Raw genomic sequence first — 22,460 nt, 5'->3', positions numbered from 1 at the left:
CCTTTTGTTTTGCATGTTAAATACCAAAGACACAAAAACACGCCAAACACGATAACGCATTTAGCTTGTTAAACACTTTAAAAATATGGCTTATGCATGGGAGTGTTTGTCCTTTTTGAAGTGTGCTGACACCAGCTTGAAAGACCGTGCTAACACAAAAGGTCAAATACCAAATTATACAGCAAAAAACTCCATCTTGCAATAACAAAATGGAGTTTTTGTCAACTCTCTTACCCTGAATTGATGATTATCAACCCAAGAAAATGAGATTAAGTGGTTAAACTTAGATTATTTAAGTTCAACAGAAGCGCCAGCTTCTTCAAGTTTTTTCTTAAGCTCTTCAGCTTCGGCTTTAGACACACCCTCTTTAATATTTTGTGGTGCACCCTCAACCAAGTCTTTGGCTTCTTTTAGACCAAGACCAGTTACTTCACGTACTACTTTAATGACAGCAACTTTCTTATCACCAGCAGAGGTAATAACAACGTTAAAGTCGTCTTTTTCCTCAGCAGCAGCAGCTTCACCACCTGCAGCAGGAGCGGCAGCCAGTGCGGCGGCAGATACGCCAAATTTTTCTTCCATCGCAGAGATAAGCTCAACGATTTCCATGACTGATTTGGCAGCGATAGCATCTAAGATTTGTTCGTTAGTTAGTGACATAGCAATTATTCCTAAAAATAAAGATTAAATAAAAAATTTGATTAAACAAAAATGATAACCGATACCCATCATCAGGCAGCTTCGGCTTCCATTTTGTCACGAAGAGCAGCAAGTGTACGAGCCAATTTGCCCGCTGCTGCTTCTTTCATGGTACCCATCAGACGTGCAATCGCTTCGTCGTAAGTAGGTAGGGTTGCCAGTTTATCAATGGATTTTGCATCAATAAATTCGCCTTCAAAAGCTGCACCTTTGATTTCAAACTTGTCATTACCTTTGGCAAATTCTTTGAACAGACGTGCCGCTGCACCTGCGTGTTCATTTGAAAATGCAATCAAGGTAGGACCCACAAAAACATCATTCATGCAAGCATAATCAGTACCTTCTAAGGCACGACGTAATAGCGTGTTACGTACGATACGCATTTCCACGCCAGCTGCACGAGCTTGTTTACGAAGTTCGGTCATCTGACCCACTGTTACACCACGAGAATCGGCAACAACAGCAGATAGGGCAACTTTGGCAGCTTCATTTACCTGAGCAACAATTGCTTGTTTGTCTTGAAGGTTTAGTGCCATGGGTTGTCTCCATATTTATCACTGAGTGATAATTAATTTTACAAATCCTTATTGCCTAAACATATAAGAATTTGCACCGAATGTACGGTGATATTTTCACCGTCTGCGTAGGCGAATGATTTTACTCATTCATTAGACCAATGTTTAAGAATAACCATCAGCACCTACGGTCTTAGACAGCACAACCCGTTGTGCTGAGCTAATATGTCAAATTTTGCTATTGTGATAAGTCATACAAACAACTCACCACAAAATTATGGCATAATAGGCAAAAACCCTAAAAAGTAAGTGGTTTATGATTTTTCGCCCAAATCCATCAAAAATTATTTGTTAGCACGGTGTGGCACTGGGTCAATAGCAAGACCAGGCCCCATGGTGCTAGACAGCGTAATCTTCTTGATATAAATACCCTTAGAGGTCGCTGGTTTGGCACGTTTTAGGTCGTTTAATAAAGCAGTGGCATTTTGCTCAATTTGTTCGCCTGTAAAGCCTACCTGACCAATAGAAGCATGAATGATACCTGATTTATCAACACGGTATTGGGCTTGACCTGCCTTGGTGTTCTTAACAGCAGTTGCCACATCAGCGGTAACCGTACCAACTTTTGGGTTTGGCATTAAACCACGAGGACCCAATACAGTACCCAACTGACCAACAACACGCATGGCATCAGGAGAGGCGATAACAACATCAAAATCAAGATTGCCCGCTTTAATACTCTCTGCCAGGTCCTCAAAACCTACCACGTCTGCACCTGCCTCTTTGGCGGCATCAGCTGCTGCACCTTGGGCAAATACCGCAACACGCTTAGTTTTGCCAGTACCAGCAGGTAGGTTGGTTGCACCACGAACCACTTGGTCTGATTTACGTGGATCAACACCCAAATTGATGGCAATGTCAATAGATTCTTTAAATTTAGCAGCAGGTAGGCTGTTTAGAATCTCAACCGCTTCTTCAATGGTATATAGTTTGTTAGCATCAACTTTTTCGCTGATTAGCTTTTGACGCTTGGTTAGCTTAGCCATTACACACCCTCCACATTAAGACCCATAGAACGGGCAGTACCAGCGATGGTACGTACAGCCGCATCCAAATCAGCACCAGTCAAGTCCGCTTCTTTGGTTTTGGCAATTTCTTCTAACTGGGCACGGGTAACTGTACCAACTTTGGTTTTGTTAGGAACAGCAGAACCTTTGGTAATGCCAGCTGCTTTACGCAGTAGTACTGCTGCAGGTGGTGACTTCATCACAAACGTAAATGACTTATCGCTAAATACGGTGATAACCACAGGAATTGGTAGACCCGGTTCAATATTTGCAGAAGCGGCGTTAAATTCTTTACAAAATGCCATGATATTCACGCCTTTTTGACCCAAAGCCGGGCCAATAGGTGGTGATGGGTTTGCTTTACCAGCAGGCACTTGTAGCTTGATGTAGCCATCAATCTTCTTTGCCATGAGAATGCTCTCCAATGATGGGTAATAACGCTAAAACTAGCTCCCCGTAATGTTTCAAATTTAAAAGTCAGTACTTTCAAATTCGCCTAAGTTAATCAAACAATGAACTCAGTGCTAAGTTGCATGTTAAACTAAGTTGCATGTTAATTTTTCATATCAATCAAAAGCTCTAAACATCTGTTCAGAGCCAAAGGGTTATTATAACAGACTTTTATAAAAAATTAAACTGTTTTTTCAACTTTTGCAAATTCAATCTCAACATCTGTTGGACGACTAAATACGCTGACAGTTAGAGATAATTTAGATTTCTCATAATCCACTTTTTTAACCATGCCTTTGAAATCAGCAAAAGGACCATCAATGATAAGCACCTCTTCGCCCGGTTCAAACATGGTCTTCGGTCTTGGTGCATCTGCACTCTTATTGATGCGGTTTAAAATACGGTCAGCTTCTATTTTAGTAATGGGTGCAGGTTGGTCTTTGGTGCCACCAATAAAACCTGAGATATTCGGACAATCCTTGACCACATGCCATGTATCCTCACGCATCTCCATCTCAATAAGCACATAGCCTGGGAACAGTTTATGCTCAACGGTGCGTTTTTTGCCATCACGCATCTCAATCACCTCTTCGGTTGGCACAAGCACATCACCGAAATATTCAGAGAGCTCACTTCTTTTGATACGCTCAATTAAGGCGCGTTGAACTTGTTTTTCATAACCTGAAAATGCTTGAATGATATACCAACGCATGATAGTTTTCCTAATGATTTACTAACGATATGAACCGATAAAATGTAAGATTAATGCAAAATAAACCCAAGCAGATAATTAAATAAATTATCCAACAGCCACACGATAAGACCCACGATAATCATCACCACAATGACCTGCCATGTGTATTTAAAGGTCTCGTTTTTGGTAGGCCATGTTACACGACGAAGTTCAATACCTGCATCTTTTAGAAGTACTTTAAAGGCCTGTCCTTGATGGGTAAACGCAAGGCAAATCACCGCCAAAATTACCAAAGTCGCTGTAATAATCAGTTGATTGATACTGCTGGTCGCAGGTGCCCAATAACGTGGCAAATAGGTAGAAATGAGTGTTGAGCTAATAAGTGCCAAAATGGCGATCAGCCATAGTGCAATATCCACCCCTGAGCGAGTGGTTGCCACATCAACGACGTTTTCTTCGGACACAACAACGGCTTTGCGTTTGTTTAGTAGACTCTTGGCAGTTGCTTTGGCATCCGCCAAACGAGTTTCTAAATCGCCTTTGGTGTCATTTTGTTGGGAATTATTCTTATTGTCGCTCATGCAAGAGATTTCCTTAAAATAAGGAAGTGATGATTAAAAAAGGGGAATGCAAAAAGATGGCAGGCGACGAGGGACTCGAACCCCCAACCTGCGGATTTGGAGTCCGCTGCTCTACCAATTGAGCCAGTCGCCTAAGGTTGTTAAGGACTGCTATTATATACATATTTTTGGTATTTGCAAGTACTTTTTGAACTTTTACTAAAATTTTTGACTTTATTTTTATCTCATACTTTATTTTTATCTCATTTGGTGCTAATATGGGGCATGTCAGACTCATCATGTTAAATCTTCATCATGTTAAATCTTTAATGATGCAATTAATTATTGATGACTTGATTTAAAAACTTAACTTGTAGTTGAACTGCCTTAAACCAAAACAGTCATTTTATGACAGCACAACAGATGACAAAGGCAAAGATGCCCAGTTGTATTTTTAGGAAATTTATTTTAGGAAAATATCATGAAAACCCCCAGCTTAGCCTTACTTGCCCTGACCTTATCACTTAGTGCATGTACTGCCATCAGTCCTGTCCACGAACCAACAAAAGCCACCGCCATGACTCACACCAATCTAGTTAGCCCTTATGATTTTAATACCACGGTTAGTCGCCTAAAATCTGCCATCCAAAGCAAAGGCATGACTGTATTTGCCACCATTGATCACGCCAAAGCTGCCCAAGATGACGGTATGACCATGCAACCTGCCACCGTGATTATCTATGGCAGCCCCAAAGCAGGCACACCGCTCATGAAAAAAGACCCTGCTTTTGCCCTAGCATTACCCTTAAAGGTGCTAATCACCGAAACTGATGGGCAGGTACAGGTCATATACACCCCTGCCAATGAGTTGATTAAAGGCAGTCAAATCCAGCCATCTGATGTCGAAGATACTCTTGCCAATGCCGAAAAATTGATTCGGTCAGTCTTGCAATAACTGATGACAATAAAACGTACCTGCCTTTATAAAAAATCTAAACCCAATAAAATCGGAGTTTTACGAAAATTTTAATGATTAAATGGGTGCTTTGATGACAAATCATGATAAAAGATGATAAATCATAATAAAGGCAGGTGCGTTCTTATCAAAAATTTTTAACATTTTTCAATACGACAGCCATCATCACATCCTGCCATACTCTGCCAATAATGCCAAAAACTCGCTTTCACTCACCACACGCACACCAAGCTCATCTGCCTTGTTCAGCTTAGAGCCTGCTTTATCCCCAGCCAGCAGCACACTTGTTTTGGTAGACACCGACCCTACAACCTTTGCCCCCAACGCATGTAGATGAGCTTTGATCTCATCTCGCCCCATGACTTCAAGTGTGCCTGTTATCACCCATGTTTGACCATCAAGTGGGGCATTAGCTGTATTCTTGACAACCGCTTGCCAATGCACACCCAATGCCATCAAATCATTAACTACCTCCATGTTATGCTTTGTGCGAAAAAACTCATGGATATTTTTGGCGGTAATCTTGCCAATATCCACCACTTTTAACAGTTCATCCACACTGGCATTTTGCAATCTGTCCAACCGACCAAAATGCTCAGCCAAATTTCGTGCCGTACTCTCGCCCACACCACGAATGCCCAAAGCAAAAATAAAACGTGATAAGGTTGTGTTTTTGGATTTTTCAATGGCAAAGAGCATATTAGCAACCGACTTTTCACCCAAACCTTCTAGTTTTTGTAAAACCTGTGCTTTATCTGTCAAACGATAAATGTCTGCCACGGTCTTAATCAGCTGCATATCAAAAAACTTAATGAGCCGCTGCGACCCCAAACCATCAATATCCATGGCTTTTCGTGAAACAAAATGTATTAAGGCTTCTTGGGCTTGGGCGGTACAGACCAGTCCCCCCATGCAACGTGCCAAAGCTTCGCCATCTGGCAACACCACAGGCGAATCACAAACAGGGCAGGTATTTGGCAGATGGATTGCACGTACATTATCATCACGCAAATTTTCCATCACATTGGACACTTTGGGGATTACCTCCCCTGCTCTGTGAATGCTCACAATGTCGCCCATCATGACCCCAAGCCGTTCAATCTCGCCAAAGTTATGCAAGGTAACGTTACTCACGGTAACGCCCCCAACATTGACAGGTTCAAGCTTACCCACAGGGGTGAGTTGCCCTGTACGTCCCACTTGCCATTCTACATCCAGTAGGCGTGTTGTGGCGGTCGTGGCAGGGAATTTGTAAGCAGTCGCCCAACGTGGCTCACGACTTAAAAACCCCAAATCATCTTGTAAGGCAAGCGAGTTTAATTTAACCACCATGCCATCAATCTCAAAGGGCAACTCATCTCGTTTGGTAATGGTCTCTTGATAAAAGTCATCAATTTGTTGTAAGTTTGCCACCACTTTAAAGGGCGATACATCAAACCCCTGTGCCTGCAAAAAACGCATTGCTCCACTTTGGGTTGTGATGGCATTGGGCAGACCTTGATTGACCGAATAACCATAAAAAGCCAGCGGACGGGATTTGGCGATGGCAGGATTTAGCTGTCTTAATGACCCTGCTGCTGCGTTTCTGGGGTTGGCAAAGACCCTCTCGCCACGTTTACGACTTTGTTCGTTTAATTTTAAAAATCCTGCTTTTGGCATTAACACCTCGCCACGCACCTCTAAAAGATCAATGTCTTGACAGTCATCAAGTACAAGTGGTAGGTTATAAATGGTGCGAACGTTGTGCGTAATATCCTCACCCACCTGCCCATCTCCACGAGTGAGTGCTTGACTAAATACACCATTGATGTATTTTAAAGATACCGCCAAACCGTCCAATTTAAGTTCCATTTCAAATTCAGGATTTTGGTTTTTGCCATCTAAACGCTCATTAACACGGCGAACAAAATTTGCCACATCATCAGCATTAAAGGCATTAGCAAGCGATAACATGGGCAAATCATGACTGACCTGAGTAAAAAATGGCAAAGGCGTATCACCCACGTTATCGGTTGGGCTGTCTTGTTGTTTTAGCGTGGGAAAGTCATTTTCCAGCTGGACTAATTTGGCACGCAAACTGTCATACTCACCATCTGTAATGGTTGGATGATCCAGTACATAATAGGCGTGATTATGGTGTTTTAGGACTCTGATGAGTTTACGCATTTGGGCAATAATCGCCATCTTGTCATTGGCAGGCATATCAGCAGATAAAGGGGCAAATAAATCGGTCATGTTATTTTGTAAATAATGATTAAAATCTAACGTTTAAAAAACCGCCCTAAAAGACGGCTTTTGAGTGAGGCACATCAGCGATAATCAGCCACTTTGGCACGCAACTTCGCCAAATACGTCCCATCTAAGATGTAACCTTCATCATCGTGCACATCAGCATTAATGTCTTTGGCAATCATCTGGGCAACAGATACCATGCTGTCAAAACCGCGCAGAGCATGAGGATGTGGCAAAGATAAAAACAGCGATAAGCCACTAAAATGACTGTCGGTTAAGGTATTCAAATCAAAACCTTCTACTAGCCCATCATAGCCTACCCCCAACATGCTAAACCATAACTTACCCGTGCCATCTTCACGCTCATAGCGATGATACATATTCATCACACCGTATTTTAATCCATAGGCTCTGACAATATCAAGCACCGCCCTGCCTGAAAGTCCACTGTATTGGTTCTTGGGAGTAATGACAACCGTTACCGTCTCTTGGGCGTTTAGCAAGGGGTCATTATCTTGATCAAAGGCTTGTTGCTGTTCAAGATGGCGGTCAAGCACAGGTGAATTCTGAGTAAAGTTGCCAGATGGTTCGGTAAATCGCTCCTTTTTGATGGGCTCATCAGTCAAGACATGGACGGCTTTGTCATCTTGGGGAGAATGATGGTCATGCGTGTTAGAATCCTGACTTGCAACCATGGCAAGGCTTGATAGGGCATCGGCTTTACTTTCATCGCTAAGCGGTTGTTCTGATTTGACAGACTTAGTATTGGCTGTTTGATTGTGTTTGTTGATGAAAAGTGCTGACTGCCCACGCTCATCACGAGGCAAAATTGGCAAACCGTCCTTGTACGCCAATATCTTAGCATCACCCTTAAAGTCCTTGGTAAATACGCTACGAACAATCAGACCCAACCCAATCAAAATGACCGATACAATGATAATTACCAAAAAAGTACTCATAGCACCCATTTCCAAAAATATTTTTCAAATAAATTTGTTAGTTTACCACGCCTGCCTAATTTAGTCATCTATTTTGACGGTAAATTTTGGCACAAAGTTGGTACGTAAGGCACTGTATTACAAGTACCGCCCCACAATCTCTGCCATCAACTTAATATGTATCTCATCGGTATTTAGAGCAGGGATATATTCATATGATTTACCGCCAGCATTCATAAAATTATCATGGTTTTCTATGGCAAGCTCCTCTAAGGTCTCTAAGCAGTCAGCAGAAAAAGCAGGGCTTAGCACTTGCACTGATACGCCCTGCTTACCCCACTCGGTAAGCAGTTCATCGGTATAGGGTTTTAGCCATTCTTGGGCGCCAAAACGTGATTGAAAACTTATCGCCCATTCATGTGTATTAAGTCCCAACTCACTTGCAACCAAAACCGCCGTTTTGCGACACTCATCAGCATAAGGGTCTCCTTTGTCAACATAAGGCTTGGGTATGCCATGAAAGCTCATCAGCAATCTATCAGCTCGCCCCTGCTTTGTCCAAAACTTACGAATGCTCTCTGCCAGTGCCTGTATATACAAAGGGTGGTCGTGATAACCCCTAGTAAACTGCACAGAGGGCATGTTACGTTTTTTCATACAATATTCTGCCACTTTATCAAATACCGCCCCTGTGGTCGTCGCTGAATACTGTGGATACAGTGAAAAGACGATAAAATCATCATAACCTTTGTCCTGCAAATCTGCCATGACTGTCTTAATATTGGGATTACCATAGGTGGTTGCGGCAAACACAGCAATATTTTTACCCTGTTTGGCAAGATGGTCTTGTAGTAGGGTTGCCTGCTGTTTTAAAATCGCCAATAGCGGTGAACCATCAGATGTCCACACACTTTGATAAGCATGGGCGACACGCTTGGGGCGAGTGGTCAGCACAAACAGATTTAGGATGATTTGCCAAATAAAGGGGGGAATTTCAATCACACGAGTATCAGACAAAAACTCACGCAAATAACGGCGAACACCCTGCACAGTCGGTTCGTCAGGTGTGCCCAAATTAACAAGGATGATGGCGGTTTTCATGAATATTTATCATTTAAAATTTGGCTTAGTGTAACATTTTTTGGCAAAATTGTGAGAATTATTTGGTGAATTTTATGATTGAAACAACCAAAACCATTCATAGAATTTTTACAAAAACGACTTTTTAATCGTCATTACTAAAAAGACATAACACATCATTCATTCGTTTTCATTCATCTTATCAATCACATGACCCCATTTGGCATTATAATCTGCCTTTTGTGATTGATAAATATCAAATACGCACAACTCACCACATCTATTATGACAACATTCATCATCGTCAGGTGGTACAGGTGGAGGCGGAACGTCGCTTGGAGTTGGGGCATTGTCTGTCAATTGATCGGTCATGATGCTCTCTTTGTAATTTTGGGCGTGTCTGTCTTTGATATTTGCTCTGTTAATGTGGTATTATAATCGTTATTGTTGGTTCAAACAACCATACCAACCCATCAATCCTAAGACCCATTAACAAACTTGATAAACTCATGAAGACCCAAACCGCCCTAACCCATGCCCTAAATGCCCTAAACCCCATACACTTGACACTGGACAACGAAAGCCACATGCACGCAGGGTATTTTGATGGCAAAGAGAGTCACTTTAAACTCATCATTGTCAGTGATGCCTTTGATGGCAAACGTTTGGCATTCCGCCATCAGCTCGTCTATAATCTGGTCAATCCCCATCTGACCATACAAGGGGGTACGGTACACGCCCTAGCCATCCATGCCTACACCCCTGCTGAATGGACAGCATTGACGGCCATCCCAAATAGTCCTAACTGTGCTGGACAAAACAAATAACCCAATACCCACAAACTCTCATCACAACCCCTTATCAGGCAGGCATTTGCATGAAAACCACAAAAAAAGCACATATCTTATTAACGGCTGTCGCTGTCGCTTTAACAGGTTGTGCCACAACCAACATCGTCCCTCAATACGTCAATCCTACCAATTATCAAGGTCATGATTGTAACCTTCTACAAAGCGAGGTCGCTCGCATCAGCCAAAGTGCCAAGGCAACCGAAAACCAAAATACCAAACTGTCTGCCACAGGTATTGGCATTGGTCTTGTGGGTGGTCGTGGCGGTATCTATCCATCCATCAGTGTGGGTGCAGGGCTAGGTGGTGGCACAAAACAAGCCAAAACCAACACCCTAGCCAAACTCTATGGTGAGCATGATGCCATGGTGGTTGCTGCTCGCCAAAAGGGCTGTGCTTTTGCCCAACACATCAAGATTTATGGCGAATGATTGACCCAAATTGGATTTACTTATCCACTTCATAAAGCAGATACCATCGTACTTAGGTACTTAGCTTGCTTTTTAACCTTATTTTTGGATTTGCTTTTAAATTGACCATCAAAATTGCATTTGGTTTAATTTGATTTAAAAATCATTAAAAATTTGCTATCATAGGCAAATTTTTAATGATGGTTTTTTATGGCAATCACACATCCCCAATTTGACCCCGTCGCCCTTGATTTGGGCTTTTTACAAGTGCATTGGTATGGACTTATGTACCTGCTTGCCTTTTTGTCTGCCTATATATTGGCAACTTATCGTGGCAAAAAACGGCGTGATTTTAGTGGTGAGATGGTCTCTGATTTGATATTCTTTGGGGCGATGGGCGTGATTTTGGGTGGTCGCATTGGCTATGTGATTTTGTATAATTTTGGCGAATTTTTGGCAAATCCTGCTTATCTGTTCAAGGTATGGGAGGGGGGCATGAGTTTTCACGGTGGTTTTGTTGGCGTATTGGTTGCCATGTTCTTTTTTGGGCATAAATACAAAAAACCTGCCTTTACCGTATTGGATTTTATCGCCCCATGTGTACCGCTTGGGCTACTTTTTGGACGGCTTGGTAACTTCATTAATGGCGAACTGTGGGGACGGGTGTCGCATGGCGATTATGCTCATCTCATGCACTTTCCCCAAGCGGTGCATGCTGACCATGAACTTATCAATGCTGACCCGAGTTTACATGAGATTGCCGTGCAAATGGGCGAATACTACCTACTGCCCCGCCACCCAAGCCAGCTTTATCAAGCCTTTACAGAGGGCGTACTGTTATTTATCCTCTTATGGTGGTTTAGTGCCAAGCCACGTCCACGTTATGCCGTGTCTGCCTTATTCTTGCTAGGCTATGGATATAGCCGTTTTATTACCGAGTTTTTCCGCCAGCCTGATGTGGGCTATGAGTTGATTTTTGGATGGATGAGTAAGGGGCAATTATACAGCCTACCGATGATTATTGCAGGAGTGGTGTTAATGGCTCTTGCCCAGAAAAGACAGATTTATGACTGGCAAAAATCCTAATGCAAAAATATTAGGCGAATAAATTGCCCCTACCTATCCTAATTTAAAAAAATACGTATTTTGGCAATCAAAAATATCATTTTGACAAACAAAAAACCTTAGCATTTTTTAATAGGATTAAATTGGGAAATATTACATGAGTACATTTACCTTTGACGGTAAAAATTTTGAATTTCCGATTGCTGTCTACACCACGCCCCATTCGGAAAAAGCCCTACTAACCGCCATACTCATAAACCTTATCGGCTTTGGTGTGGCGGTGGGGTTTGCCATAATTACCCAAAACGCATGGGCATTAGCGATATATGCCGTATTTGCACTATTGATAACATCGGTATTATTATCCACAAAAAAGCCTGCCATGATATTACACACCGACAAGGTGGTCATGATAAGACCCATACCACGGCATATCGCTTGGCAGGACTTGCATTTTTTGGAACAGACAATAACAAACCAAAACGGCAAGCAGTCTTTATTGTATTTTTATACCCTTGATAAAAATGATAAAGATAAGGAAAAACTGCTTATTTATCTTAACCCAAAAAATGTATCTTTTGGCAATCAAAAATATCATTTTGACAAACAAAAAACCTTAGCATTTTTTAATAGGTTTAAATTAAGAGATATTACATGAATACATTTACCTTTGACGGAAAAACTTTTGAATTTCCGATTGGGGTTTATGTTTATTTTGGGCGTATTGGTCTTATTTTTGCTGTATTTTTTCTACTGATTTCTTTATTTTTTGCAATCACTGGTTTTATCGGCAAAAATATGTTTGGTATGATATTTGGCATTGTCATATTTATCCTGTTTGGTGTCATGGCATTTTTATATCAAAAACCAAGACTGATATTATATCCTGACAAAATCGCTTTTGTAGAGCATGGACTTATCAAACCCAGATATTTATCCTATGAAGCATGCAAACTACACTTCCATGAAGTAAAACATCCCAGTTCAGGTAAATTGATATATACATTAGCGTTTATTTATCAAGATGAAAAAGGTGATTGGCAACAATTTGCCAAAATGAATGCCACTTATATTCGCCTAAATGAGCATTATTTTGATACCAAAACCACATTGGTATTTTTTGAACAGTTGTTAGAGCGTGTTAAGCGTTGATAACATTTTTATAAAATAAGGCAAAAACTTAATGTTTTAAATCATTTTTGCATGAAAAATGACTAAATCTTGTTTTTCATCGTCAAAATCCTTGAAAAACGTGCGATTTCCCCTATTTTTCATTACAAATACCGACATTTAACACGCCCTAAAAGAGAAAAACCCATGAAACAATACCTAGCACTGTTATCTCACATCCTAAACCACGGCACGGACAAATCCGATCGCACAGGCACAGGCACTCGCTCCATTTTTGGTCATCAAATGCGGTTTGATTTGACAGATGGCTTTCCACTACTCACCACAAAAAAAGTACACATGAAATCCATCATTTATGAACTTTTGTGGTTTATTAAGGGTGATACTCACGTCAAATATTTACAAGATAATGGCGTAACCATTTGGGATGAGTGGGCAAGCGCTGAACAGACGGCACGATTTGGCAGACAGGAGGGTGATTTGGGGGCGATATACGGTCATCAATGGCGTAACTTTGGAGCAACCAAAAACACCGATGGCTCATATCAAGCGGATGGCTTTGACCAGCTTAGTTGGCTTGTAAACGAAATAAAAACCAATCCCAACTCTCGGCGTCTCATTGTCTCAGGCTGGAATCCGATTGAAGCAGGACAAGTTGCTCTACCGCCTTGTCATACGCTGTTCCAGTTTTATGTGGCAAATGACAAACTGTCATGTCAGCTTTATCAGCGTAGTGCGGATGTGTTTTTGGGTGTGCCTTTTAATATTGCAAGCTATGCCCTATTAACCCACATGGTTGCTCAGGTATGTGGTCTGGATGTGGGTGATTTTGTGTGGACAGGGGGAGATACGCATTTGTATCATAACCACTTTGAACAGACCAAATTACAACTGACCCGTAAGCCATTGCCACTTTGTCAATTAGCATTAAATACTGATATTGATAGCTTGTTTGATTTTGGCTTTGATGACATTAAAATCATGGATTATCAATCACATGAACGCATCAAAGCAGATGTGGCGATATAAGGAGCGATGATGACAAAAATCATCCATGTGGTCGCCAAAGACCGTCAAAACTGCATTGGTAAGGATAATGACTTAGCTTGGCACATTCCTGCTGATTTAAAGCATTTTAAAGAGATTACCACAGAAGGTGTGATTGTCATGGGGCGAAAAACCTTTGAATCGCTCGGTCGTCCTTTGCCCAATCGCAGCCATCATGTCATCACACGAGATAGAGCATGGACAGCTGATGGCGTGATGGTGGCTTATGATTTGACCACAGCCATCAATAACGCCAAAGATGATGCGTCAAAACTGGGTAAGGACAGCATATTTATCATCGGCGGAGGTGAGATTTATCGTCAAAGTCTAAGCCTGGCAGATGTATTACAAATCACAGAGGTGGATTTGGATATACAAGGCGACACGTATTATCCTAATATAACAGACGATTTTGATGAGGTATGGCGGTCAGATAAGCAGACAGACGATAAAAGTGGCATCAGTTTTACATTTGTATGCTACAAAAGAGGTGTATCACCTGCGTGATTTGGCGTGATGATTGACTGCTTAACTATCTTTTTAACAACCCTCCCCAAACTTTTTAACAACCATCTACAAGCATCATTGATGTTGATTTTGGATTTGCTCTGCTTGCCTTTGGTCAATCTCATCCATGCTTGTGGCGGGGATAAATTGCCCGTTATTGATGTCCGTCCCTTGTTTGGCATGTTCAGATTTTAGGGATTTGGCAACCTCGGGGGGCATATAATTTTCATCATGTTTGGCAAGCACTTCACTTGCTACAAACGTATCTCCTTGTAATGTGCCTGTTGCCACAACTCCTGAGTTTTCGGCAAATAAATCAGGCAGCACGCCACGATAGGTCATTGGCACAACCGCCTTGTAATCAGTTACCTCAAATTGGACATTTAATGGGTCATTTGGGTCTCGCTTGACCGAACCTGCCACCACCATGCCCCCTGCACGGATACGCTTATTTTTGGGTGCTTTGCCAGCACTGATGGCAGTAGGGTCAAAATAATAATCCGTCTGCTGACCGATGGCATACAAAATCAGTCCGACTGCCAGTGCCACACCCAAAAGCATGGCAATGACCCACATGAGTTTTTTTTGGCGAGTTGGATTCATAAAATGCCTTTTTTAGTTTAAATGTTAAGAGAGGGGACTGTTTTGGTTTAATTTTTGACGTTGTTTATTGGTCAATCTGATATTTTTTTGATAAAGCTCTCTTATAATCTTTTTGCGTTCGGCAAAAGTGTACCAAATAAGCCCAAAGATGAGTAAAAAAGTAATGCCATAACTTGCCCACACATAAACGCCATGCCCATTCATGTGGATGAAGTCTTGAAAGTTTTGAAAATGTGGTGTCATCGCTTGCCTCTTTGAGCTAGCTATTTTTTTGTATTTAGGTAGTTGGCTACCCATGCTTTATTATGTTCACGTTGCAAAATCAAGGAATTGGTGCGATAAATGGCAAGTGCTGCTACCAAAAAATACACACCCAATAACATAATCAGCAGAGGTGCCCACATGGAGGTTGGCATTTTTGGGGCATTGGTAACGGTAAAAGTTGCCCCTTGATGTAGGGTATTCCACCAATCCACCGAGTATTTGATGATTGGCAGATTGACCGCTCCGACGATGGATAAAATCGCCGCCGCTTTACCCCGATTTTGGCTATGCTCAAAGGCACTAAATAATGCCATTACCCCCACATACAAAAATGCCAAAATCAACATGGATGTCAAACGTGCATCCCACACCCAATAACTGCCCCATGTCGGTCTGCCCCAAATAGAACCTGTTATCAAGGCCAGTACACACGCCATCAAACCCATGGGAGCGATGGCTTGGGCAACAATGTTGGCGGTTTTAATTTTCCATACCAAAAAGATGACCCCAAGCACACTCATGGCAAAATAGACGCTCATGGCAAGGCTTGCCATGGGTACATGAATAAAGATGATACGATAGCTGTCTTTTTGTAAGTAGTCAGGCGGAGCAAATGCCAAACCCCAAATGGTGCTGACACCAATAAACACAAAGGCGATGGCAAGCAGGTATTTGACCCACGGTGAGAACATCTTAAAAAATCGCTCTGTGCCAACGGTTGTCAAAAAACCCTGCCACAGACGATTAAAAAATCCTGTATTTTTGGTGGTCGTGGTTTTATTTTTGGGCATCTGGCATGGCTCACCGTAACAACATTAATGGCAGTAAAAGTTAAATGGCTAATTATAGCATATTTTTGACAATTGTCAGTAATTAGCGAAAAATCAAAAATGGTCGCTTTGGTAAAAATCATACAAATTTGCCCAAAACATACCCCATCTTAAAATACATTTCGTATATTTTACTCTTTTTATCATTATTTTGACAAATTGATGAAAAAATTAAAAAATTTTACTAATTTTGCTAAAAATGATTTGCCTTTTTTATCATATTTGTTCAAAATATACGATTAACTTTTTATTTTAGAAAATAACCGAGAAATTCATGACTGACCGCCCCATCGCCCTTGATTTACAAGACATTCACAAAAATTATGGTTCGCTTAAAGTTTTAAAAGGTGTCTCTTTGACCGCTTATGATGGCGATGTCATCAGCATCTTAGGGTCATCGGGCTCGGGCAAATCCACCTTACTTCGCTGTATCAATCTGTTAGAAAAGCCCAGTGCTGGCAAGATTTTTATGGGCGATGAAGAACTGCAATTGACCCATAAAAAAGGTGAGCTTGTTGCCAAAAACCCCAAACAACTTGAAAAACTTCGCTCTAAGATAGGCTTTGTGTTCCAGTCGTTTAACCTATGGCCACACAAAACCATTTTAGAAAATATCACCGAAGCACCCATTCATGTACTGGGCATGAATAAGGCAGATGCCATCACCGAGGGTGAACGCCTGCTTAGTAAAGTGGGACTGCTGGACAAAAAAGACGCCTATCCTGACAACTTATCAGGTGGTCAGCGTCAACGTGTGGCAATCGCTCGCTCGCTTGCCATGAAACCTAGGGTTTTGCTATTTGATGAGCCCACCTCCGCCCTAGATCCAGAACTGGTCAATGAAGTGTTGGCGGTCATGCGTGAACTTGCCAGTGAAGGGCGTACCATGCTTATTGTTACTCACGAGATGCGATTTGCCAAAGAAGTATCAACTAAGGTTGTCTTTTTGCATCAAGGACGTATTGAAGAGATGGGTACACCCAGCGAGGTTTTTGAAAATCCTAAATCCGAACGTGTCAAAGAATTTATGGCATCTCATCAATAATACCATAGCAACGAACCGATGATTGTTTTAAACTCAATTTAATATAAGGATTATCATGAACACACTTAGCAAATTCTCCCTAAGCCTGCTGGCAGTAAGTACCTTGGTTGCTTGTGGGGGTAACAAACCTGCCGATACCGCCATGGCAGATACCACCGCCCAAACTGGTGAAGCCAGAAATTTGGTCATCGCCACAGAAGCCAATTATCCGCCCTTTAACAAACTAAACGCTGATGGTAAGATTGTTGGCTTTGATGTTGATGTCATCCATGCTGTCTGCAATGAAATCAAGGCAAATTGTGAGGTTGTGTCACAAGATTGGGATGGCTTATTACCTGGTCTTTTAACCAACAAATATGATGCGGTCATCGCTGGTATATCCATCACGCCCGAACGCCAAGCACAGGTTGATTTCTCCGAACCATATTTTTCCAATACCATCGTATGGATATCTAAAACCGATGGTTCATTTGACCCTAACCATATTAAAAATCAGATACTAGGCAGTCAGCGTTCTACCACAGGGGCAGACTACATCACCCAAAGGTATGATGGCAAAGATGGCAACCGTGTTCAACTCCATGGCACCTATGCCGAGTCTTATTCTGACCTAAAATTAGGGCGAAATCATGCGGTCATGGCGGAGAAAGTCTCAGCCATGGACTGGTTAAAACAAGGTAATGATGGCTTTGGATTGGTCGGTGATGAGATAAATAATAACGACAATCTTGGTATTGCTGTGCGTAAAGGCGACACCCTAAAATCTGATTTTGATAAAGCATTAATAACCCTAAAAGCCAATGGCAAACTTGCCGAGCTAGAAAAACAACACTTTGGTGATACTGCCACGCTTGCATCCGTGGATAGCACCGAGCAAGTGGTCACTGAGCCTACCAACACCGCCAAAACTAAATAGTCGCCATATCCTGCAAAGAGTAATCGTTTAAAACCACCCACCAACCAAAAGGCTTTATCATGAAAATCAAATACTTAGCCATCGCATTAACCACCCTTGCTCTGAGTGCCTGTGGGGGCGACAAATCCACATCCACAGACGCCACTGTTGCCACCGATGACACAAATAACAACAAAAAAGTACTGATCGCTACCGAATCAAGTTTTAAGCCATTTAGTTATTTGGATAATACTGGTAATCTGGTCGGCTTTGAGATTGACCTTGCCAATGCTCTATGTACCCAAATGGGTGCTGACTGTGATATCGTAGCACAGGACTGGGACATTCTAATCCCAAGCCTACAAACCAACAAATCTGATGCCATCATGGCAGGCATGTCCATCACAAAAGAGCGTTTAGAAGTGGTTGATTTTTCTGATGCTTATTTTAATAATAGACTGGTATTGGTTGGTAAAAAAGGCGATAACATCACCATAAATGACTTAGCAGGCAAGACCGTTGGTGTGCAACAAACCACTGTCTCAGGTGAGTACCTTGCCAAACATCAGCCCGATGCCATCATCAAAGCCTATGATAAGCAGGATAAAGTTCATCTTGACCTAAGTGCAGGGCGTATTGATTATATGCTTGCCGACTTTGTGCCAGCCTTTGATTGGTTGGCAACCGATGCAGGTGCAAACTTTGAAATTAAGGGTAAGCCCATTGATATTAATGATAAGGTAGGCATTGCGGTGCGTAAAAATGATGCCTTAAAAGACGAGTTTAACACCGCTTTGGCACACCTAAAAGCCAATGGCAAATATGATGAATTGATGGCAAAATACTTTGCAAACACACCCTCTGACAAAACCCCTGATATTCAGACGGTCAGTGATTTTGTGGATACATCAAACAATACAGCCAAAAATAATTAAGCAAAATTTTTGAAAAATTGTTAAAATAAGCGTTTTGTTCTATTTTAACAATTTGATAAGGTCATTCTCCTTAACAATCAATGCGCTCAAAATAGACAAGCAGACCTTGTCTATTTTTATTCAAACCATCAACACAATAACCATAAAGACCGCCACACCATGTTAGAACTTCACGGATATACTGATTTACTTTGGCAAGGCACGATTTTGACCATAAAACTGGGCTTAACGAGCTTGATTTTTGGGTTGATTTTCGGACTGTTGGGGGCAACTGCCAAGCTCTCTAATGGCTGGCTATTTAAAAGTTTTGCCAATATCTACACCACCTTGGTGCGTGGCATCCCTGAACTGCTTGTGGTCTTTGCCATCTATTTTGGCGGTGATATCATCGTGTCATTTTTTGCCAAAGAAGTATTTGGTTATGGGGGACGCATTGATATTGGCAGCTTTTGGCCAGGTGTGGCTGCTCTATCTGTCATGTTCGGAGCATATGCCACCGAAGTATTTCGCATGGCAATTCAAGAGATTCCCAAAGGACAATGGGAGGCCTCTTGGTCGCTGGGCATGCAACCTACCCAAACTTTTTTTCGCATCATTTTGCCACAGATGTGGGTCGTTGCCTTACCTGGTTTGGGTAATTTATTTTTGGTGCTTTTAAAGGATACCGCTCTCATCTCACTCATCGGACTAAAAGATTTGATTTATTATTCATCTCGTGCCGCTCAGTCCACCCAAGAACCTTTTACCTTTTATCTGATGGCAGCTTTTGTCTATCTTTGCCTAACAGCAATCGTTACTGCCTGTATCAGCTTTGGTGAGTGGCGTGCCAACCCTGCCAAACGTTACGCTAAAAAAATGCTTAAACAAAAACACATGAGGGCAAACGCATGAGTTGGAACTGGCAAGCGATCATCACGCATTTTCCCGAACTGCTAAACGCATCCATCACCACATTAGAGCTTGTGGCATTATCTAGCATCATTGGGCTAATTTTTGGGGTGATTTTGGCGCTGTTACGCCTGTCTAAGAATCCCTTGGTGCAAATTTTTCCTTTTTTATACATATTCTTTTTTCGTGGCACACCTCTACTGGTACAGATATTTCTGATTTATCACGGCTTAGGGCAGTTTAAGGTCATCCAAGAGAGTGTGCTGTGGAAACCCATACTCAGTCAAGCTTATTGGTGTGCCATCATCGCCTTTACCCTAAATACCGCCGCTTATGTCGCTGAGATTGTGCGTGGGGCGATACAGGCTGTTCCCCATGGTGAATTGGAGGCGGCAGATGCTTTGGGCATGTCGCCTGTGCAAAAATTCACCCATATTACCCTACCTCGTGCCTTTGGTATTATGATACCTGCATACAGTAACGAGGTTATCTTCATGCTCAAAGGTTCAGCCCTAGCATCAACCATCACCATCGTAGATTTGATGTATGTCTCAAAAAATATCATCGCCAAAACTTATCTGACTTTGGAGATTTATTTTGCCGCAGGTATTATTTATCTGTTCATCTCATGGATAATATTGGCACTATTTAAATTCTTTGACCGCTCTTTTAATAAGCATAAACGATACAACCCCATTAACAAATAATAACTTAAACTTTTGGTCATAAAAAATCTCATGGCATCTTAAAAAAGTGGGCAACTGCTTGCTCTAAACCAACTCCAAACTAAGAAACTAAGGCGCACAAACTGTAACGTTGCTGTATTTTAATTTTTTATGGTAAACACTTGTAATTATTGTCATATATTGTTACACTTTACAGATGTTTTTATTTTGGAGATGACCATGAACAAACGCTCTTTTATCAAGCAATCATCATTAACCCTAATGATTGCCATGTGCTTACATACCACTCACGCCAAAGATTATAGCCAATTTATCGTATTTGGAGACAGTTTATCAGATACTGGCAATTTGGCACACCAAATCAACAACCATCCATCAATCTCTGCCATAGCAGGAACAGCATATGGCTCATTTACTACCAATCCTGACACAACATGGGCGGGCGTGTTGGCTGATACTTATGGGCTGACTGCCAAACCCAATAACAATAACACACTCACCGGCACCAACCATGCCATCGGTGGTGCCAAAGCTCAAAAAAATGAAACAGCAGCCTTCGGTCTGATTAGCATCCCATCGGTTCGCCAACAGATGGATAACTATTTTAACAATCACACAAAGGCTGACCCAAATGCCTTGTATGCGGTGTGGGTTGGTGCTAATGATTTGCTTGGAGCAAGTTCAAAACCCATCACAGAAGCCTTGATGGACATCAACACAGCATCATCTGCACAGGTCAGCTCCATCAAACGACTGCATCAAGCAGGAGCAAAGACCATTTTGGTACCAAATCTGCCCGATATTGGCGTTACACCAAGAGCGGCTGCCAACCCCAGTATGGCAAAGCAAGCCACATTAGCTGCCAATACATACAACCGTGCTTTATTTTCACAGCTCAATCAATCCGATGCCAACGTCATTCCTGCCAACACCTTTGCCCTACTCCAAGAAGCAACTGCCAATAAAGAAGCCTTTGGTTTTACCAATGTCAAAGGTTTTGCCTGTAAAAATATCAACAGCATGACCTCATCGCTGGGCTGTCACACAGCCAATTGGCAAGCAACGAGTGCAGATGCCAACCAAACCTACGCCTTTGCCGATGACATTCACCCATCAGGGCGTACGCACCGTATTTTGGCACAGTATTACCACACCATCATAGATGCCCCCATTCACATAGGCAAAGTTTCAAATGAGATAATAAAGACAGGTTTGAGCGACGACCGTCAAATCTATCATCAACTTGACAGGCTTGGTGATTCACAGCACAGTATTTGGGCAAAACTCCAATCTGGCAATCATGCAAGTCCTGCTACCCAAATTGGATTGAATGTGGCGGACTCATCAAAACATACAGGAGCATATCTCATCCATCACAATCAAAACCATACCTTAAATAAAACCCTATCATCCAACATTAAAACCATCGGCGTGGGACTGTACCATCGCCATGATATCGCCAACATTCGCCTAAACACCGCATTGGGAATGGATCGCCTAAGTATAGACACGCACCGCCGCATTGACTGGGAAGGGGCAAATCGTTCACACACAGGACAAACAAATGCCAGACGTTTTCATATAGGATTACAAGCTGGTTATGGCATTGACATCGGTAAAGCCACAGTGCGTCCACTTATCGGTGTTCACGCTCAACAAGTCAAGGTAGGTGATTTGGTTGAGAGCGAACCTGCCTTATCCACTGCCATGCGTTTTGGCAAACAAGAACAAAAATCATTACAAGGTGAGATTGGTGTGGACGTGGATTACATCATCAACCCCACATTGACCTTAACAGGTGGTATCGCCCACGCTCATGAATTTAATGATGACGGACGAATCATTAACGCAGCTTTGACCTCCATTCATGAATACACCAAAGGCTTTAATACCGACATTAATGCTGACAAATCCCACGCTACTACCGCTCATTTGGGCATACAAGGGCAACTTGCTAAGGCAAATGTCCACGCAGGGGTTCACACCACTCATCAAAATGGTGATACTAATCTTGGTGGCTTAGTGGGTGTTCGTTTTGCATTTTGATAAATGGGTGTAGATTTGATGGATATGAACGTAAGTTTTGCACATTTAA

General features: G+C 42.0%; 27 protein-coding genes and 1 tRNA gene. 14 read left to right on the top strand and 14 right to left on the bottom strand.

Features of this window, described 5'->3' with window-relative positions:
* Window positions 1–288 precede the first annotated feature (288 nt).
* The 7 genes from rplL to A7456_RS01680 all read right to left on the bottom strand — a co-directional run bounded on the left by rplL (window position 289) and on the right by A7456_RS01680 (window position 4,139).
* Window positions 289–660, bottom strand: a complete 372-nt coding sequence (gene rplL / locus A7456_RS01710) for a 50S ribosomal protein L7/L12 (protein ID WP_066891804.1) — start codon at window positions 658–660, stop codon at window positions 289–291.
* A 71-nt stretch (window positions 661–731) separates the two neighbouring features.
* Window positions 732–1,235: a 50S ribosomal protein L10 gene (gene rplJ / locus A7456_RS01705; protein ID WP_066886012.1), complete on the bottom strand. Its 504-nt coding sequence runs from the start codon at window positions 1,233–1,235 to the stop codon at window positions 732–734.
* Window positions 1,236–1,558: 323 nt separating this feature from the next.
* Complete coding sequence (gene rplA, locus A7456_RS01700; protein WP_066891801.1) at window positions 1,559–2,260, bottom strand: 50S ribosomal protein L1; 702 nt, start codon at window positions 2,258–2,260, stop codon at window positions 1,559–1,561.
* Entirely contained in the window at window positions 2,260–2,691 is a 432-nt protein-coding gene (rplK, locus tag A7456_RS01695; RefSeq protein WP_066886018.1) for a 50S ribosomal protein L11, read from the bottom strand. The genes rplA and rplK overlap by 1 nt, the downstream gene beginning before the upstream one ends.
* A gap of 221 nt (window positions 2,692–2,912) precedes the next feature.
* Window positions 2,913–3,446 carry a transcription termination/antitermination protein NusG gene (gene nusG / locus A7456_RS01690; protein WP_066886021.1) on the bottom strand — a complete coding sequence of 178 codons (534 nt, stop codon included), beginning with the start codon at window positions 3,444–3,446 and terminating at the stop codon, window positions 2,913–2,915.
* 47 nt (window positions 3,447–3,493) lie between these two features.
* On the bottom strand, window positions 3,494–4,006 hold the full coding sequence (gene secE / locus A7456_RS01685; RefSeq protein WP_066886024.1) for a preprotein translocase subunit SecE: 513 nt from the start codon (window positions 4,004–4,006) through the stop codon (window positions 3,494–3,496).
* Window positions 4,007–4,063: 57 nt separating this feature from the next.
* A tRNA-Trp gene (locus A7456_RS01680) sits at window positions 4,064–4,139 on the bottom strand.
* A 327-nt stretch (window positions 4,140–4,466) separates the two neighbouring features.
* On the opposite strand from A7456_RS01680, the gene A7456_RS01675 reads away from it, so the two are divergent.
* On the top strand, window positions 4,467–4,940 hold the full coding sequence (locus tag A7456_RS01675) for a DUF302 domain-containing protein (RefSeq protein WP_066886027.1): 474 nt from the start codon (window positions 4,467–4,469) through the stop codon (window positions 4,938–4,940).
* Window positions 4,941–5,126: 186 nt separating this feature from the next.
* On the opposite strand, the gene ligA is transcribed toward A7456_RS01675, so the two are convergent.
* The 4 genes from ligA to A7456_RS01655 form a co-directional block, all read right to left on the bottom strand.
* Complete coding sequence (gene ligA / locus A7456_RS01670) at window positions 5,127–7,196, bottom strand: NAD-dependent DNA ligase LigA (RefSeq protein ID WP_067006915.1); 2,070 nt, start codon at window positions 7,194–7,196, stop codon at window positions 5,127–5,129.
* A 74-nt stretch (window positions 7,197–7,270) separates the two neighbouring features.
* Window positions 7,271–8,152 (bottom strand): cell division protein ZipA C-terminal FtsZ-binding domain-containing protein, encoded by an 882-nt coding sequence (locus A7456_RS01665; RefSeq protein ID WP_067006912.1) that lies wholly within the window; start codon window positions 8,150–8,152, stop codon window positions 7,271–7,273.
* 117 nt (window positions 8,153–8,269) lie between these two features.
* Window positions 8,270–9,232: a ferrochelatase gene (hemH, locus tag A7456_RS01660; RefSeq protein ID WP_067006909.1), complete on the bottom strand. Its 963-nt coding sequence runs from the start codon at window positions 9,230–9,232 to the stop codon at window positions 8,270–8,272.
* A gap of 159 nt (window positions 9,233–9,391) precedes the next feature.
* On the bottom strand, window positions 9,392–9,583 hold the full coding sequence (locus tag A7456_RS01655) for an oxidoreductase-like domain-containing protein (RefSeq protein ID WP_145916036.1): 192 nt from the start codon (window positions 9,581–9,583) through the stop codon (window positions 9,392–9,394).
* A gap of 137 nt (window positions 9,584–9,720) precedes the next feature.
* Here A7456_RS01655 and A7456_RS01650 point away from each other — a divergent pair, with 137 nt between their 5' ends.
* The 7 genes from A7456_RS01650 (at window position 9,721) to A7456_RS01620 (ending at window position 14,219) form a co-directional block, all read left to right on the top strand.
* Window positions 9,721–10,038: a BolA family protein gene (locus A7456_RS01650; protein ID WP_067006907.1), complete on the top strand. Its 318-nt coding sequence runs from the start codon at window positions 9,721–9,723 to the stop codon at window positions 10,036–10,038.
* A gap of 50 nt (window positions 10,039–10,088) precedes the next feature.
* Window positions 10,089–10,490, top strand: a complete 402-nt coding sequence (locus A7456_RS01645) for a hypothetical protein (RefSeq protein WP_067006904.1) — start codon at window positions 10,089–10,091, stop codon at window positions 10,488–10,490.
* Window positions 10,491–10,679: 189 nt separating this feature from the next.
* The gene (lgt, locus tag A7456_RS01640; RefSeq protein ID WP_067006901.1) at window positions 10,680–11,555 is read left to right on the top strand and encodes a prolipoprotein diacylglyceryl transferase; all 876 of its coding nucleotides are present in this window, start codon (window positions 10,680–10,682) and stop codon (window positions 11,553–11,555) included.
* 136 nt (window positions 11,556–11,691) lie between these two features.
* Window positions 11,692–12,192, top strand: a complete 501-nt coding sequence (locus A7456_RS01635) for a hypothetical protein (RefSeq protein WP_067006898.1) — start codon at window positions 11,692–11,694, stop codon at window positions 12,190–12,192.
* A complete protein-coding gene (locus tag A7456_RS01630) occupies window positions 12,189–12,686 on the top strand; it encodes a hypothetical protein (protein ID WP_067006896.1) in 498 nt (165 codons plus the stop codon). The genes A7456_RS01635 and A7456_RS01630 overlap by 4 nt, the downstream gene beginning before the upstream one ends.
* Window positions 12,687–12,851: 165 nt before the next feature.
* Window positions 12,852–13,694, top strand: a complete 843-nt coding sequence (locus A7456_RS01625) for a thymidylate synthase (protein ID WP_067006893.1) — start codon at window positions 12,852–12,854, stop codon at window positions 13,692–13,694.
* A gap of 9 nt (window positions 13,695–13,703) precedes the next feature.
* Window positions 13,704–14,219: a dihydrofolate reductase gene (locus A7456_RS01620; protein WP_066891773.1), complete on the top strand. Its 516-nt coding sequence runs from the start codon at window positions 13,704–13,706 to the stop codon at window positions 14,217–14,219.
* Window positions 14,220–14,294: 75 nt separating this feature from the next.
* On the opposite strand, the gene ccmE is transcribed toward A7456_RS01620, so the two are convergent.
* Genes ccmE through ccmC form a run of 3 tightly spaced genes read right to left on the bottom strand, consistent with a single transcriptional unit; the run spans window position 14,295 to window position 15,877 of the window.
* The gene (ccmE, locus tag A7456_RS01615; RefSeq protein WP_066886065.1) at window positions 14,295–14,822 is read right to left on the bottom strand and encodes a cytochrome c maturation protein CcmE; all 528 of its coding nucleotides are present in this window, start codon (window positions 14,820–14,822) and stop codon (window positions 14,295–14,297) included.
* 24 nt (window positions 14,823–14,846) lie between these two features.
* Window positions 14,847–15,065, bottom strand: a complete 219-nt coding sequence (gene ccmD / locus A7456_RS01610; RefSeq protein ID WP_066886068.1) for a heme exporter protein CcmD — start codon at window positions 15,063–15,065, stop codon at window positions 14,847–14,849.
* A gap of 20 nt (window positions 15,066–15,085) precedes the next feature.
* Window positions 15,086–15,877: a heme ABC transporter permease CcmC gene (gene ccmC, locus A7456_RS01605; protein ID WP_067006891.1), complete on the bottom strand. Its 792-nt coding sequence runs from the start codon at window positions 15,875–15,877 to the stop codon at window positions 15,086–15,088.
* A gap of 313 nt (window positions 15,878–16,190) precedes the next feature.
* On the opposite strand from ccmC, the gene A7456_RS01600 reads away from it, so the two are divergent.
* The 6 genes from A7456_RS01600 (at window position 16,191) to A7456_RS01575 (ending at window position 22,411) form a co-directional block, all read left to right on the top strand.
* Window positions 16,191–16,961 (top strand): ABC transporter ATP-binding protein, encoded by a 771-nt coding sequence (locus A7456_RS01600; RefSeq protein WP_066886074.1) that lies wholly within the window; start codon window positions 16,191–16,193, stop codon window positions 16,959–16,961.
* A 55-nt stretch (window positions 16,962–17,016) separates the two neighbouring features.
* Entirely contained in the window at window positions 17,017–17,877 is an 861-nt protein-coding gene (locus tag A7456_RS01595; RefSeq protein ID WP_066886077.1) for a transporter substrate-binding domain-containing protein, read from the top strand.
* Between the two features lie 59 nt (window positions 17,878–17,936).
* Window positions 17,937–18,791, top strand: a complete 855-nt coding sequence (locus A7456_RS01590) for a transporter substrate-binding domain-containing protein (RefSeq protein WP_067006888.1) — start codon at window positions 17,937–17,939, stop codon at window positions 18,789–18,791.
* A 159-nt stretch (window positions 18,792–18,950) separates the two neighbouring features.
* Entirely contained in the window at window positions 18,951–19,682 is a 732-nt protein-coding gene (locus A7456_RS01585; protein WP_067006885.1) for an ABC transporter permease, read from the top strand.
* Window positions 19,679–20,386 carry an ABC transporter permease gene (locus A7456_RS01580; RefSeq protein ID WP_066886085.1) on the top strand — a complete coding sequence of 236 codons (708 nt, stop codon included), beginning with the start codon at window positions 19,679–19,681 and terminating at the stop codon, window positions 20,384–20,386. The genes A7456_RS01585 and A7456_RS01580 overlap by 4 nt, the downstream gene beginning before the upstream one ends.
* Window positions 20,387–20,584: 198 nt before the next feature.
* Complete coding sequence (locus tag A7456_RS01575; RefSeq protein ID WP_067006882.1) at window positions 20,585–22,411, top strand: autotransporter domain-containing protein; 1,827 nt, start codon at window positions 20,585–20,587, stop codon at window positions 22,409–22,411.
* The last annotated feature ends 49 nt before the right edge of the window (window positions 22,412–22,460 follow it).

The organism is Moraxella nonliquefaciens, assembly GCF_001679005.1.
GTDB lineage: Bacteria > Pseudomonadota > Gammaproteobacteria > Pseudomonadales > Moraxellaceae > Moraxella > Moraxella nonliquefaciens.
This window is presented reverse-complemented; position numbering and strand designations above follow the sequence as displayed.